We start from the raw sequence: 13014 nt of genomic DNA on the forward strand, positions 1-13014 counted from the left end.
GGGTCAGAGCACCACTTGCACGAGCGGGTGCGAAGTCAGCGCGCGGTACAAGCCATCGAGCTGCGTGCGGCTGGTGGCCGTGATAGTCAGCGTGATGCCGAGATACTTGCCTGTGCGGCTGGCGCGCAAGCGGATGCTGGCGCGGTCGAACGAAGGGTCAAACTGCTGCGCAAGTGCGGCCACGGCGGCCACCAGGGCATCCGACTTCGCCCCCATGACCTTGATGGGAAAGGGCATCGGATAAGTCAGCAGTGTGTCCATGCGCGCCAACGGCGGCGGAATTTGTGACATGCTCGATCAAGCTCGCTGGCAGGGCAAAATGCGCACCCTCTGCGAGGGCAGTGTGACAGCAAAAGCAGCGGCGCGTGCCGTCTGCGCGCACCATGCCTTTTCGTGGCGGCAGGAAACCGCCGCTGGAACCATCGGGGTTTTACCTATAATGGGGGGCTTTGTGAATTTTGTCGTTCTGTAATCTGGGTGCCATCCAACATGAAAAAAATCGCACCCAAAGATACAGATGAAGCCCAAGAGCAGGACTTCAAGCCTCTGTCGGCCCAAGAAGCCGCGCAGTGGCGCAGTCGCCATCCTCCGGTATCCTTGTGGAGCTTGGTGGCGGGGCAGGCGTTGACGGGGGGGCTCGTGGCCTTGCTTGTCTGGCTGCTAAGCGGGAATGTCCAGGCGGGCTGGTCGGCGCTGTATGGAGCGTTTGCGGTGGTGGCCCCTGCGGCCCTGCTGGTGCGCGGCATATCACGCCGTTCGGAGGCCGGGACGGCGAGCGCGGTCATGGCGCGGTTTTTTGGCTGGGAGCTGGCCAAGATCCTCGTCTCGGTCGCCCTGCTGCTGGCTGCGCCCAGGCTGGTGCCGGGCTTGAGCTGGCTGGCCCTGCTGGTGGGTATGGTGATCACAATGAAAGCGTACTGGGTCGCCCTGTGGGTGCGTTCCAGTGTTCGAGCAACCAATTGATATCGAGGGAAGAGTCGTCCGATGTCCGCAGAAGCGCACGCCCCCACTGCAAGTGAATACATCGTTCACCACCTGCAGCACCTTCAGAACATTCAGCAAAAATCGATTGTCGATTTTTCTGTGGTCAATATCGATTCCATCGTCATTGCCCTGGCCTTGGGTTTGCTCGGCGTTTTCGTGCTGTGGCTCGCAGCGCGCAAGGCCACCTCGGGCGTGCCCGGGAGATTCCAGGCGGCGGTCGAAATTCTGGTCGAAATGGTGGACAACCAGGCCAAGGCCAACATCCACAATGCGCAAAGCCGCAAGTTCATTGCGCCCCTGGCGCTCACGGTGTTCGTGTGGATCTTCTTGATGAACACCATGGACATGCTGCCGGTTGACCTCTTTCCAGCCATTTGGGCCAAGGTTTACGAGGCGGCCGGACACGATCCCCACCATGCCTATCTGCGCGTCGTGCCAACGGCCGACCTGTCCACCACGTTGGGGCTGGCCTTTGCAGTGCTGCTGCTGCGCTTTTGGTACAGCGTCAAAGTCAAGGGCTTGGGCGGCTGGGCGCACGAGCTCGTCTCGGCGCCATTCGGCACCAGCAAAAATCCGCTGTTTGCCTTGATCCTCGGCGTGATCAACCTGCTCATGCAGATCATCGAATACGTGGCCAACACGGTGTCGCACGGCATGCGGTTGTTCGGCAACATGTATGCGGGCGAACTCGTCTTCATGCTGATTGCCTTGATGGGTGGCGCTGCCGCGCTGTCCTTGTCCGGCGTGCTGCTGCCCGTGGGGCATGTCATCGCGGGCACGATCTGGACGCTGTTCCACATCCTCGTGATTACCTTGCAGGCCTTCATCTTCATGATGCTGTCGCTGATCTACCTTGGTCAGGCGCACAGCGCACATTGATTCGGTTTTTTCTCGCGTTTCCTTTCGTTTCCTTCCTCAACCTTTCTTTTTCAACTCAGGAGTCATCATGGAAAACATTCTCGGTCTCGTCGCTCTGGCTTGCGGTCTGATTGTGGGCCTTGGCGCTATCGGCGCTTCTATCGGTATTGCGCTGATGGGTGGCAAGTTCCTCGAATCGTCGGCACGCCAGCCCGAGTTGATCAATGATCTGCAAACCAAGATGTTCATCTTGGCCGGTCTGATCGACGCGGCCTTCCTGATCGGCGTGGCCATCGCCCTGCTGTTCGCCTTCGCCAACCCGTTCGTCTCGACCTTGCTGGCCAACCTGCCCAAGTAATCCCGTTCAACGCCACTATAGAAAGGTGTTGCCGTGAGTATCAACGCGACACTGTTCTTCCAGGCCATCGTCTTTTTGATCCTTGTGTGGTTCACGATGAAGTTCGTGTGGCCGCCGATCGCCAAGGCGCTGGATGAAAGAGCACAGAAAATCGCCGATGGCCTCGCTGCCGCCGATCGTGCCAAATCCGAGTTGAGCGCTGCGAACCAGCGTGTCGAAAAGGAGTTGGCACAGGCGCGCAACGAGTCTGCCGCGCGCCTGGCCGACGCAGAGCGCCTGGCGCAGTCCATCATCGAGCAAGCCAAAGCACGTGCCAGCGAAGAAGGCAACAAGATCATCGCCGCAGCACAGGCCGAGGCACAGCAGCAGGCCATCCGGGCCCGCGAGGCTCTGCGCGACCAGGTGGCGGCGCTGGCCGTCAAAGGTGCCGAACAGATCCTGCGCAAAGAAGTCGATGCCACGGTGCATGCCGACTTGCTGAACCGCTTGAAGACCGAGCTGTAAGGGGACACAGATGGCAGAACTCGCCACCATCGCCCGCCCTTACGCCGAAGCCTTGTTCAAGGCGGCCCTCGAGACGGGTGCCGACCTAGATGGCACGGCAGCCTTGGTCGAAGAGCTGGCGGCGATCGCCGCCAATCCCCAGGTGCAGCAGCTGGCCGAAAGCCCCAAAGTCACGGACGCGCAGGTCTATGACCTCTTCGCCGGTGTGGCGCGCTCTGCGCTGCCACAACTTGCGCAGAACTTTTTGCGCACGCTGATTGCCAACGGTCGTCTGCCAGCCTTGCCCGAGATCGCCGCGCAATTGCGCGCCCGCGTGAACGAGCACAAAGGCAGTTCGGATGCGATCGTCCATAGCGCCTTTCCCATAACGGAGGCGGCGCTGGCCGACTTGACCGCGACACTCGAAAAGCGATTCGGCCGCAAGCTGAACCTCAGCGTGCAACTCGATCCTGCGCTGATCGGCGGCATTCGCGTAGTGGTGGGTGACGAGGTGCTTGACACCTCTGTCAAGGCCCGTCTTGAACAAATGAAAGCGGCCCTCACCGCGTGAAGCGCGGTGGGATCAGGCTCAACCAAGGAAGGAAAGAGTCATGCAACTCAATCCCGCAGAAATTTCTGAACTCATCAAAAGCCGCATCGAGGGCCTGGCCGCGCATGCCGACATCCGCAACCAGGGCGTCGTCGTGTCCGTCTCCGACGGCATCGTGCGCGTGCATGGCCTCTCCGACGCCATGCAAGGCGAAATGCTGGAATTCCCGCCCACGCCCAGCGGTACGCCCTCTTACGGCCTGGCCCTGAACCTCGAGCGCGACTCGGTCGGCGCGGTGATTCTGGGTGAATACGAGCATATCTCCGAAGGCGACACCGTCAAGTGCACGGGCCGCATTTTGGAAGTGCCCGTGGGCCCCGAACTCGTGGGCCGCGTGGTCAATGCGCTGGGCCAGCCGATCGACGGCAAGGGCCCGATCGACGCCAAGCTCACCGACGTGATCGAAAAGGTCGCGCCCGGCGTGATCGCGCGCCAGTCGGTGGACCAGCCGCTGCAGACCGGCCTCAAGTCCATCGACTCCATGGTGCCTATCGGCCGCGGTCAGCGCGAGCTGATCATCGGCGACCGCCAGACCGGCAAGACAGCCGTGGCCGTGGACGCCATCCTCGCGCAAAAAGGCCAGGGCGTGACCTGCATCTACGTCGCCATCGGCCAAAAAGCATCGTCGATCAAGAACGTGGTGCGCGCCCTCGAGCAAGCGGGCGCGATGGAATACACCATCGTCGTCGCGGCATCGGCCTCCGAATCCGCCGCCATGCAGTACGTGTCGGCCTATTCGGGCTGCACCATGGGCGAATATTTCCGCGACCGTGGTGAAGACGCGCTGATCATCTACGACGACCTGTCCAAGCAGGCCGTGGCCTACCGCCAGGTGTCGCTGCTGCTGCGCCGCCCGCCGGGCCGCGAAGCCTTCCCGGGCGACGTGTTCTATCTGCACAGCCGCCTGCTCGAGCGCGCCGCGCGCGTCAACGCCGACTATGTCGAGGCCTTCACCAAGGGCGCAGTCAAGGGCAAGACGGGTTCGCTCACTGCGCTGCCCATCATCGAGACGCAAGCCGGTGACGTGTCCGCGTTCGTGCCGACCAACGTGATCTCGATCACCGACGGCCAGATCTTCCTCGAAACCAACCTGTTCAACGCGGGCATTCGCCCCGCCATCAACGCCGGCATCTCCGTGTCGCGCGTCGGTGGTGCGGCGCAGACCAAGCTGATCAAGAGCCTGTCCGGCGGTATCCGTACCGACCTCGCGCAGTACCGCGAACTGGCCGCGTTCGCGCAATTCGCGTCCGACCTCGACGAAGCCACACGCAAGCAGCTCGACCGCGGCGCGCGTGTGACCGAACTGCTCAAGCAGGCGCAATACAGCCCGCTGCCGATCTCGCTGATGGCGGCCTCGTTGTTTGCGGTCAACAAGGGCTTTCTCGACGATGTCGACGTCAAGAAGGTGCTCGAGTTCGAACATGGCCTGCACCAGTTGCTGCAAACCAGCCACGCCGCCCTGTTGGCCAAGCTCGAAAAGGACAAGGCCATGGACAAGGACGCCGAAGCCGAATTGACTGCCGCCATCACGGCATTCAAAAAGTCCTTCGCCTGACCTATAAACCTTGTGGGGCGCAGCGGTAGCCAAGCGCACGCTCCGTCCCCAATCAACGAGGAACTGATATGGCAGTAGGCAAGGAAATACGCAGCAAGATCCAATCGGTGGAAAACACCAAGAAGATCACCAAGGCCATGGAAATGGTGGCTGCATCCAAGATGCGCAAGGCGCAGGACCGGATGCGCGCCGCCCGTCCCTACAGCGACAAGATCCGCAACATCGCGGCGCACCTGAGCCAGGCAAACCCCGAATACGTGCACCCCTTCATGAAGGTCAACGACGTGAAGGCGGCCGGCATGATCGTCGTCACGACCGACAAGGGTCTTTGTGGCGGCATGAACACCAACGTGCTGCGCGCCATCACCACCAAGCTGCGCGAGCTGCAGGGCGCAGGCGTGGACGTGCAGGCCGTGGCCGTAGGGAACAAGGGCCTGGGGTTCTTGAACCGTATCGGCGCCAAGGTGGTTTCGCACGTCACGGGTTTGGGCGACACGCCGCACCTCGACAAGCTCATTGGCCCTGTCAAGGTGCTACTCGATGCGTATGCAGAGGGCAAGATCAACGCGGTGTATCTGTGCTACACCAAGTTCATCAACACCATGAAGCAGGAATCGATGGTGGAGCAGTTGCTGCCGCTGTCTGCCGCGCAACTGGAAGCCGGAAAGGATGCGCACAGCTGGGATTACCTCTACGAGCCCGACGCGCAGAGCGTGATCGACGAACTGCTGCTGCGCTACGTCGAATCCCTGATCTACCAATCCGTGGCCGAGAACATGGCTTCCGAGCAGTCGGCGCGCATGGTGGCCATGAAAGCCGCCACCGACAATGCGGGCAACGTGATTGCCGAGCTGAAGCTGGTTTACAACAAGACACGCCAAGCTGCGATCACGAAAGAACTTTCGGAAATCGTCGCGGGTGCCGCCGCAGTGTAAGCGGCGCCGGCAACCTCAAATTTGGAGCGAGAACAAATGGCTCAAGAAAATACCTCCCAGAACGCAGGCGCTCTGGGCAAGATCGTGCAATGTATCGGCGCCGTGGTGGACGTGGAGTTTCCGCGCGAGCGGATGCCCAAGATTTACGACGCGCTCAAGCTCGAGGGCTCGCCGCTGACGCTCGAAGTGCAGCAGCAGCTGGGCGACGGCGTCGTGCGCACCATCGCGCTGGGCTCGTCCGAAGGTCTGCGTCGCGGCCTCATGGTCAGCAACACGGGCAACCCCATCACCGTGCCCGTGGGCAAGGCCACGTTGGGCCGCATCATGGACGTGCTCGGCTCGCCCATCGACGAGCGCGGCCCCGTGAGCCAGGAGGTCACGGCCTCCATCCACCGCAAGGCGCCGGTGTATGACGAGCTGTCGCCCTCGCAAGAATTGCTCGAGACCGGCATCAAGGTGATCGACCTGGTCTGCCCGTTCGCCAAGGGCGGCAAGGTGGGCCTGTTCGGCGGCGCCGGTGTGGGCAAGACCGTGAACATGATGGAGCTCATCAACAACATCGCCAAGGCGCACTCGGGCCTGTCGGTGTTTGCCGGGGTGGGCGAGCGCACGCGCGAGGGCAACGACTTCTACCACGAGATGGCCGAATCGGGCGTGGTGAACCTCGAGAACCTCAGCGAGTCCAAGGTGTCCATGGTGTATGGCCAGATGAACGAGCCGCCGGGCAACCGCCTGCGCGTGGCGCTCACGGGCCTGACCATCGCCGAATCCTTCCGTGACGAAGGCCGTGATGTGCTGTTCTTCGTGGACAACATCTACCGCTACACGCTGGCCGGTACCGAAGTGTCCGCGCTGCTCGGACGCATGCCGTCGGCCGTGGGTTACCAGCCGACGCTGGCGGAGGAAATGGGCCGCCTGCAGGAGCGCATCACCTCCACCAAGGTCGGCTCGATCACCTCGATCCAGGCCGTGTATGTGCCCGCCGATGACTTGACCGACCCTTCGCCGGCTACCACCTTCGCGCACTTGGACTCGACCGTGGTGCTCTCGCGTGACATCGCTGCGCTCGGTATCTACCCCGCCGTCGATCCGCTCGACTCCACGAGCCGCCAGCTCGACCCGCTGGTCGTCGGCGAAGAGCATTACGGCGTCGCGCGCGCCGTGCAGGGCACGCTGCAGCGCTACAAGGAGCTGCGCGACATCATCGCGATTCTGGGCATGGATGAACTCGCGCCCGAAGACAAGCTCGCCGTGGCGCGCGCGCGCAAGATACAGCGTTTCCTGTCGCAGCCTTTCCACGTGGCCGAAGTGTTCACGGGCTCGCCGGGCAAGTACGTCCCCCTGTCTGAAACCATCCGCGGCTTCAAGATGATCGTGAACGGCGAGTGCGACCATCTGCCCGAGCAGGCCTTTTACATGGTCGGCACCATCGACGAGGCCTTCGAAAAGGCCAAGAAGCTGGTTTGATCTGGCGCGGGCAGCGCGGCTTTGCCGATCTGCCCGAGTCCGACGAACCCTCTAGGCCCCCTAGGCTTTTGCAGGAGCAATGATGAACACCATCCACGTCGATGTGGTCAGTGCGGAAGAATCCATTTTTGCCGGCGAGGCGCGCTTCGTCGCGCTGCCCGGCGAGATGGGCGAGTTGGGCATCTACCCGCGCCACACGCCGCTGATCACGCGCATCAAGCCCGGCTCGGTGCGCATCGAGATGGCCAACGGTGAGGAAGAATTTGTGTTCGTGGCGGGCGGCATTCTCGAAGTGCAGCCCGATTGCGTCACGGTGCTCTCCGACACCGCGATCCGTGGCAGGGATCTAGACGAAGAAAAGGCCAACGAAGCCCGGCGCGCCGCCGAAGAAGCCATCAAGAATGCCAAGAGCGAGCTTGATCTGGCCAAGGCGCAGGCCGAACTCGCGGTCATGGCGGCGCAGCTTGCCGCATTGCGTAAATACCGCCAGAAAAAATGAGGGTGCCGCGCGCAAGCCAAAAAATCAGCCCGGCGCGTTCCGGGCTTTTTTTTGTCGGCGCCGCACGAAGCCCACTTCATGTCCATGGCCGCCATCCACATCACCGACATCGAGGCTGCAATCAATTACTGGCGCGCGCAGGCCCCCGCTGACGGCAGCGGCATGCTCGCGCCTGCCACGCGCGCGCTGGCCGAGGTGTATGCGGGCATGGTGTTCCTTCGCGCCCATGAGGTCAATGAGGAGGCCCTGACGCCAGAGGCTCTGGCCGCTTGGCAGGCCTGGTACGCAAGCACGCCCGACACGCCCTGCATCGCCATTTGCTCCACCAGCCAGGGCGATGCCTGCTGCAAAGGCTGTGGCCGCAGCTTCGACGAGGTGCAGCGCTGGACGGAAATGGGCGCCGCCGAAAAACGTGCCGTCTGGCGGCGCATCACGTGCGAGCACACGGCCTGGCGCTTTAACCGCTATGCCGAGCGCGCCGCTGGGACTTAGCCCGCCATCCTCTCGCGCCCTCACGAACAATCCGGATCAAAGACCGGGCGATAAGGATTCCCAGCATTTGCTGGGGTCGAAAACTGCCTTTTGCCGTTATAAGCATCTTGTCTCGTTGTGCGTGCGCAGGTACGATGCCTTTCCCACGGCACGGCTGTGGGGCAGTTGCCAATGTTCGCGGATCGTTTTCAAAAAGGTGAGCCATGACAAAAGCCATTGTTTCAGCGCCCAAGGCCAAAAAGGCGACCGCTGCGGGTTCCGCTGCTGTGCGCAGTGCGAGTGCCGCGCGCAAGCCGGCTGTAGCACGTGCAAAGAAGTCGCGCACTTCGAGCGCCCAGTCTTTGCCTGCCGACTTGCACCACCGCTATGTGGCCGAGGCGGCCTATTTCATCGCCGAGCAGCGGGGCTTCCAGGGGCGCTCGCCGGATGAGGATTGGTTTGAACCCAGATTGTCCATTAGGCGGTGCTGCGCACCTACGCGGGCTCTGGCGGGCGCCTGACGGGCATTTTGGCCGCTGCCTCGGCGTCCATGGCACCGGCCATGGACTTCTCCTCAGCAGCCAAACTGCCTCGCCAGCCACCTCGCCATCATCCCGCGTCCTAATGAACAATTTGGGTTGAAGCCGAAGGGCAGATCAGGAACCTGTTTGCCGGCGGGGCGGTGGCGCATTGAACACCGCCACCGTGCCGCGGCATGGTGCTATCCTTTGAGCATGAAACTTCTTCTTCAATGGGTGCTCAGCGCGGTCGCGCTGCTTTGCGTGGCGTATCTGTATAGCGGTGTGCAGGTGCAGAGTTTTGGTGCGGCCTTGATCGCCTCCTTGGTGATCGGCTTGTTCAATGTGGCGTTGCGCCCCGTGCTGGTGTTGCTGACCTTGCCAGTGACGGTGCTCACGCTGGGGCTGTTTTTGTTCGTGATCAACGCGCTGCTGTTCTGGGCCGCTGCCTCCATCCTCGAGGGTTTTCACGTGAACGGCTTTGGCGCGGCGCTGTGGGGGTCGGTTTTGTATTCGCTGCTCGGGCTCGTGATCGATTCAGCGCTGGGCGGCCTGCTCCTTCGCAAGTAGCTGCACGGCGCGCAGGCGGGCGTCAATGATCGAAGCCTCGATGTAATCAACGCTGGGGCCGCCCTTGCGCGCGAGGTTTTGCGCGGCTTGGAGGCGATCGACCGCCGCTGCGTAGTCGTAATGCGCGACAAAGGATTCGGCCTCGGCGCGTATCGCGCGCAGCGCTTGGCCCTGGGCCTGCCAGGCGCTGGCCAGCAGTTGCCACGCCGTGGCGTCGCGCGGATGCGTGGCCACCCAGGTTTGCAAGGTCTCGGCCACCTCGGCGGCGTCGGCCGCGCGGCCGCTGCGCAGTAGGGCTTGCGCGCGCAGCAGCAGTTCGGGGCGCTTTTCCGGCACCTTGGTGTGCGCCGCCGGCAGGTATTGCAACGCGGAATTGGCGTCACCCGCAGCGAGCTCTATTTCGGCCGCCAGCAGTTGTGCCTGGCGTAGCGCAGCGGCGTCGGCGCGCACGGTGTCGGCGAGTTGCCTGGCCCCGGCACGCGCGCCCTCAAAATCCCGCAACTGGCTGCTCGCGAGCGCCGTGGCGTATAGCGCGGCGGCGCGGCGCGCGAGCGGCAGGCTGGCAAAGCCCGGACTCTTGGGTTCGGCCACGCGCTGGCGCAGCGCATCGACGCCGGGGCTTGCGAGCACGCGCGCGCGCGCCGAGAGCATGGCGTGCTCGGTCGTGGGCGGCGGCAGGAAAAAACTCAGGCCGGCGGACTGCAGGCGCGCCTGCATGTCCGCGATGCGCTGCGTGGTCAAGGGGTGCGTGCGCAGGTAGGGCCAGGCGCCGTTGTCGTTGAGGCGGTTCGCCTGCTGCAGCTTGTCGAACATGCTCACGAAGCCCTGCGGCGCAAAGCCAGCAGGTTGCATCAGCGTGTAGCCCATGCGGTCGGCCTCGCGTTCCATGTCGCGCGAGAAGTTGAGCTGGTTTTGCACCGCGAGCGCCTGCCCGCCCAGCACCAGCGCCTGCGTCGCGTCGGGGCTGCGCGAAGCCGCGAGCGCGCCCAGCACCATCGCGGCGATCACGAGCGGCGTCTGCTGGCCCTGCTGCGTGATCAGGCGCGAGATGTGGCGCTGCGTGATGTGGCTGGTCTCGTGCGCCATGACCGAAGCGAGCTCGTCGCGCGAGGTCACGACGCCGATCAGGCCGAACTGCACGCCCATATAGCCGCCGGGCAGCGCAAACGCGTTCACGGTGCGATCGCGGATCAGGAGCACCTCCCAGGCGAAGCGCTCGTCGATTTCGGGCGTGAGCTCGCCGAGCTTGCGCGCCGCGGCGAGCAGTTCGTCCCAGATGCCTTGCACGTATTCGGCCAGCGTAGGGTCGTCGATGTAGGACGGGTCGCGGTAGATGTCGCGTACGATCATGTCGCCGAGCTGCCGCTCCTCGGCGACGGTGATGTCGCCGCCCTCGCCGAGCGCGGGCAAGCGCGTCTGCGCGGGCACGCTGATGGGCAGTGCAGCTCCGATTGCTACTATAAGAGAAGCTGCTAGCGCTTTATGGATAAAGGCTAGAGGCCGATTTGGCTTGAAAATCCGCATAAAAGACCGTCTCGTGCCATGGACGCAGATCCGTATGATGCCAGTCCCCGACAATCCCTTGCCATGTCCCCCGCCATGTCCCCACTAACCCATTTCGACGCCCAAGGCCAAGCCCACATGGTTGATGTCGCGGCCAAGCCTGCGACGCACCGCATCGCCGTGGCCGGCGGGCGTATCGAGATGCTGCCCGAGACGCTCGCGCTGATCGAATCGGGCAGCGCGAAAAAAGGCGATGTGCTGGGCATCGCGCGCATCGCGGGCATCCAGGCCGCGAAAAAGACGAGCGAGCTGATTCCGCTGTGCCACCCGCTGCCGCTCACGCGTGTTGCTATCGACTTCGAAGCTGCTAGTGCCCATGTGACAGGCGCTATCGGCATATTTTGCACTGCAACCGTGGAAACCGTGGGGCCCACGGGCGTGGAGATGGAAGCGCTCACTGCGGTGCAGGTGGCGCTGCTCACGATCTACGACATGTGCAAGGCCGTCGATCGCGGCATGACGATCACCGACGTGCGCGTGCTCGAAAAGCACGGCGGCAAGTCGGGCAACTTCGTCGCGCGCTGAAGACGTGCATCAAGCGTCCTAGGAGCCTGTCGGACTTTGGAATCGTCGGCTGTGAATGCGCCGCAGCGGCCCATTTTTTACCGTCTTCTTGCCCCATAACACCACTATGGGGCGGCGAATCCGGCAAAAACTGTTCTCGCTGGGGCGCATTCTCGCTATCGACGCCCAAAGTCCGACAGACTCCTAGCGCCCGTAGCGGTCTTCGAGGCGCACGATGTCGTCCTCGCCGAGATAGCTTCCGGACTGCACCTCTATCATCTCCAGGTCGGTTTTGCCCGGGTTGCGCAGCCGGTGCAATTCGCCGATGGGGATGTAGGTGGACTGGTTTTCGGTGAGCAAAAAGCTCTCTTTGCCGCGCGTGACTTCGGCCGTGCCCTTGACGACGATCCAGTGCTCAGCGCGGTGGTGGTGCAGCTGCAGGCTCAAGGCAGCGCCGGGGCGCACCATGATGCGCTTGACCTGAAAGCGCTCGCCCGCGTCCACGCTGTCGTACCAGCCCCAGGGGCGCGCCACCTTGCGGTGCTGCGCGGCCTGCGGCGTCTGCTGCGCTTCGAGCTGCGCGACCACGCCCTTGACCTGCTCGGCATGGTTGCGCTCCATGACCAGCACGGCGTCGGGCGTGTCGATGATCAACAGGTCTTGCGTGCCCAGCGCCACCACCGGGCGGTGCGGTGCGTGGATGTAGGTGTCCTGCGCCTGCACCGCCAGGCCCGCGCCGACGATGCGGTTGCCCTGCGCGTCGGCGGGCGTGAGCTCGGCCACCGCGTTCCAGCTGCCCACGTCGCTCCAGCGCCCGTGGAAAGGCACGACGGCGACGTTCTGGCAATGCTCCATCACGGCGTAGTCGATGCTTTCGGCGCGGCAGGCGCGAAAGGCGGCGGGCTCGGGGCGGATGAAGACCTCGTCCTGCGTGGCGCCCGCCATGGCGCGGCGGCAGCTCTCGAGGATGTCGGGCGCGTGCGCCTGCAGCGCGGCCAGCAGCACGTCGGCCTGGCACAAAAAGATGCCCGCGTTCCAGAGCACGTCCCCCTGCAGCAGCAGCGCCTGCGCGCGCGCGGCGTCGGGTTTTTCGATGAAGCGCGCCACCGCGTAGCTGCCGTCGCCGCGTGCCGCGCCTTGCTGGATGTAGCCGTAGGCCGTGCTCGGAAAGCTTGGGTGCACACCGAAGGTGACGATGGCGCCGCTGCGCGCGGCCGCGCTCGCCTGCTGCACCATTGCGGCGAAGGCCGCGGCGTCGGGGATGTGGTGGTCGGCCGGGCAAAACAGCAGCAGCTCGTGCGCGGGCGCACGCAAGGCGGCGAGCGCCATCGCCGCAGCGGTGTTGCGGCCCACGGGCTCGAGGATGACCTCGCCGCGCACGCCCGTGGCTTGCAGCGCATCGAGCACGAGAAAGCGGTGCTCTTCAGCCGCCACGCAGACGGCGCGTGCCTCGGCCGTGGTGTCGGCTTCGGGCTGCAGCAGCTTGAGCCGCGCCAGCGTGAGCTGCAGCAGGCTTTGGCCGTCGATCAGGGGGACGAATTGCTTGGGCAGGGCCTTGCGGCTGAGCGGCCACAGGCGCGTGCCCGAGCCACCACACAGAACCACGGGGCAGATCATGAAAACGGTGCTCCGGCAAAAA

Annotated in this window: 17 protein-coding genes; 14 read left to right on the forward strand and 3 right to left on the reverse strand. The window is 63.8% G+C overall.

Going from position 1 to position 13014, the window contains the following annotated elements:
• Nucleotides 1-3: 3 nt before the first annotated feature.
• On the reverse strand, nt 4-261 hold the full coding sequence (locus tag FK527_RS13880) for a YbeD family protein (RefSeq protein WP_246072818.1): 258 nt from the start codon (nt 259-261) through the stop codon (nt 4-6).
• Here FK527_RS13880 and FK527_RS13885 point away from each other — a divergent pair.
• The 13 genes from FK527_RS13885 (at nt 260) to FK527_RS13945 (ending at nt 9308) form a co-directional block, all read left to right on the forward strand.
• Entirely contained in the window at nt 260-472 is a 213-nt protein-coding gene (locus tag FK527_RS13885; RefSeq protein ID WP_186298446.1) for a hypothetical protein, read from the forward strand. The two genes, FK527_RS13880 and FK527_RS13885, sit on opposite strands and share 2 nt — an antisense overlap.
• 17 nt (nt 473-489) lie before the next feature.
• A complete protein-coding gene (locus FK527_RS13890; RefSeq protein WP_144735052.1) occupies nt 490-963 on the forward strand; it encodes an ATP synthase subunit I in 474 nt (157 codons plus the stop codon).
• A gap of 21 nt (nt 964-984) precedes the next feature.
• The gene (atpB, locus tag FK527_RS13895; RefSeq protein ID WP_144735054.1) at nt 985-1863 is read left to right on the forward strand and encodes a F0F1 ATP synthase subunit A; all 879 of its coding nucleotides are present in this window, start codon (nt 985-987) and stop codon (nt 1861-1863) included.
• Between the two features lie 67 nt (nt 1864-1930).
• Nucleotides 1931-2200 carry a F0F1 ATP synthase subunit C gene (gene atpE / locus FK527_RS13900; protein ID WP_114483482.1) on the forward strand — a complete coding sequence of 90 codons (270 nt, stop codon included), beginning with the start codon at nt 1931-1933 and terminating at the stop codon, nt 2198-2200.
• 33 nt (nt 2201-2233) lie between these two features.
• Complete coding sequence (locus FK527_RS13905) at nt 2234-2704, forward strand: F0F1 ATP synthase subunit B (protein WP_144735056.1); 471 nt, start codon at nt 2234-2236, stop codon at nt 2702-2704.
• Nucleotides 2705-2714: 10 nt separating this feature from the next.
• On the forward strand, nt 2715-3254 hold the full coding sequence (locus FK527_RS13910; protein ID WP_144735058.1) for a F0F1 ATP synthase subunit delta: 540 nt from the start codon (nt 2715-2717) through the stop codon (nt 3252-3254).
• Nucleotides 3255-3294: 40 nt separating this feature from the next.
• Complete coding sequence (gene atpA, locus FK527_RS13915) at nt 3295-4848, forward strand: F0F1 ATP synthase subunit alpha (protein WP_144735060.1); 1554 nt, start codon at nt 3295-3297, stop codon at nt 4846-4848.
• A 68-nt stretch (nt 4849-4916) separates the two neighbouring features.
• Nucleotides 4917-5783: a F0F1 ATP synthase subunit gamma gene (atpG, locus tag FK527_RS13920; protein WP_144735062.1), complete on the forward strand. Its 867-nt coding sequence runs from the start codon at nt 4917-4919 to the stop codon at nt 5781-5783.
• A gap of 36 nt (nt 5784-5819) precedes the next feature.
• The gene (gene atpD / locus FK527_RS13925; protein ID WP_144735064.1) at nt 5820-7250 is read left to right on the forward strand and encodes a F0F1 ATP synthase subunit beta; all 1431 of its coding nucleotides are present in this window, start codon (nt 5820-5822) and stop codon (nt 7248-7250) included.
• An 82-nt stretch (nt 7251-7332) separates the two neighbouring features.
• Nucleotides 7333-7749, forward strand: coding sequence for a F0F1 ATP synthase subunit epsilon (locus FK527_RS13930; protein WP_144735066.1), 417 nt, complete (start codon nt 7333-7335; stop codon nt 7747-7749).
• 84 nt (nt 7750-7833) lie between these two features.
• Entirely contained in the window at nt 7834-8241 is a 408-nt protein-coding gene (locus FK527_RS13935) for a DUF3717 domain-containing protein (protein WP_144735125.1), read from the forward strand.
• A gap of 203 nt (nt 8242-8444) precedes the next feature.
• Nucleotides 8445-8741 (forward strand): DUF2934 domain-containing protein, encoded by a 297-nt coding sequence (locus FK527_RS17810; protein WP_144735068.1) that lies wholly within the window; start codon nt 8445-8447, stop codon nt 8739-8741.
• Between the two features lie 213 nt (nt 8742-8954).
• Complete coding sequence (locus FK527_RS13945) at nt 8955-9308, forward strand: phage holin family protein (RefSeq protein WP_144735070.1); 354 nt, start codon at nt 8955-8957, stop codon at nt 9306-9308.
• Here the strand turns inward: FK527_RS13945 and FK527_RS13950 are convergent.
• Nucleotides 9276-10832: a M48 family metalloprotease gene (locus FK527_RS13950; RefSeq protein WP_144735072.1), complete on the reverse strand. Its 1557-nt coding sequence runs from the start codon at nt 10830-10832 to the stop codon at nt 9276-9278. The genes FK527_RS13945 and FK527_RS13950 overlap by 33 nt on opposite strands.
• A gap of 75 nt (nt 10833-10907) precedes the next feature.
• On the opposite strand from FK527_RS13950, the gene moaC reads away from it, so the two are divergent.
• Nucleotides 10908-11396, forward strand: a complete 489-nt coding sequence (gene moaC, locus FK527_RS13955) for a cyclic pyranopterin monophosphate synthase MoaC (RefSeq protein WP_144735074.1) — start codon at nt 10908-10910, stop codon at nt 11394-11396.
• Between the two features lie 183 nt (nt 11397-11579).
• Here moaC and FK527_RS13960 read toward each other — a convergent pair whose 3' ends face one another.
• Nucleotides 11580-12992 (reverse strand): mannose-1-phosphate guanylyltransferase/mannose-6-phosphate isomerase, encoded by a 1413-nt coding sequence (locus tag FK527_RS13960; RefSeq protein WP_222116160.1) that lies wholly within the window; start codon nt 12990-12992, stop codon nt 11580-11582.
• Nucleotides 12993-13014 lie beyond the last annotated feature (22 nt).

The organism is Extensimonas perlucida (assembly GCF_007655255.1).
GTDB classification, from domain to species: domain Bacteria; phylum Pseudomonadota; class Gammaproteobacteria; order Burkholderiales; family Burkholderiaceae_C; genus Extensimonas; species Extensimonas perlucida.

Coding starts and splice junctions, on each gene's coding strand:
- FK527_RS13885 (WP_186298446.1), top strand. CDS start 260: ATGCGCGCCAACGGCGGCGGAATTTGTGACATGCTCGATCAAGCTCGC.
- FK527_RS13880 (WP_246072818.1), bottom strand. CDS start 261: ATGGACACACTGCTGACTTATCCGATGCCCTTTCCCATCAAGGTCATG.
- FK527_RS13890 (WP_144735052.1), top strand. CDS start 490: ATGAAAAAAATCGCACCCAAAGATACAGATGAAGCCCAAGAGCAGGAC.
- atpB (WP_144735054.1), top strand. CDS start 985: ATGTCCGCAGAAGCGCACGCCCCCACTGCAAGTGAATACATCGTTCAC.
- atpE (WP_114483482.1), top strand. CDS start 1,931: ATGGAAAACATTCTCGGTCTCGTCGCTCTGGCTTGCGGTCTGATTGTG.
- FK527_RS13910 (WP_144735058.1), top strand. CDS start 2,715: ATGGCAGAACTCGCCACCATCGCCCGCCCTTACGCCGAAGCCTTGTTC.
- atpA (WP_144735060.1), top strand. CDS start 3,295: ATGCAACTCAATCCCGCAGAAATTTCTGAACTCATCAAAAGCCGCATC.
- atpG (WP_144735062.1), top strand. CDS start 4,917: ATGGCAGTAGGCAAGGAAATACGCAGCAAGATCCAATCGGTGGAAAAC.
- atpD (WP_144735064.1), top strand. CDS start 5,820: ATGGCTCAAGAAAATACCTCCCAGAACGCAGGCGCTCTGGGCAAGATC.
- FK527_RS13930 (WP_144735066.1), top strand. CDS start 7,333: ATGAACACCATCCACGTCGATGTGGTCAGTGCGGAAGAATCCATTTTT.
- FK527_RS13935 (WP_144735125.1), top strand. CDS start 7,834: ATGGCCGCCATCCACATCACCGACATCGAGGCTGCAATCAATTACTGG.
- FK527_RS17810 (WP_144735068.1), top strand. CDS start 8,445: ATGACAAAAGCCATTGTTTCAGCGCCCAAGGCCAAAAAGGCGACCGCT.
- FK527_RS13945 (WP_144735070.1), top strand. CDS start 8,955: ATGAAACTTCTTCTTCAATGGGTGCTCAGCGCGGTCGCGCTGCTTTGC.
- FK527_RS13950 (WP_144735072.1), bottom strand. CDS start 10,832: ATGCGGATTTTCAAGCCAAATCGGCCTCTAGCCTTTATCCATAAAGCG.
- moaC (WP_144735074.1), top strand. CDS start 10,908: ATGTCCCCACTAACCCATTTCGACGCCCAAGGCCAAGCCCACATGGTT.
- FK527_RS13960 (WP_222116160.1), bottom strand. CDS start 12,992: ATGATCTGCCCCGTGGTTCTGTGTGGTGGCTCGGGCACGCGCCTGTGG.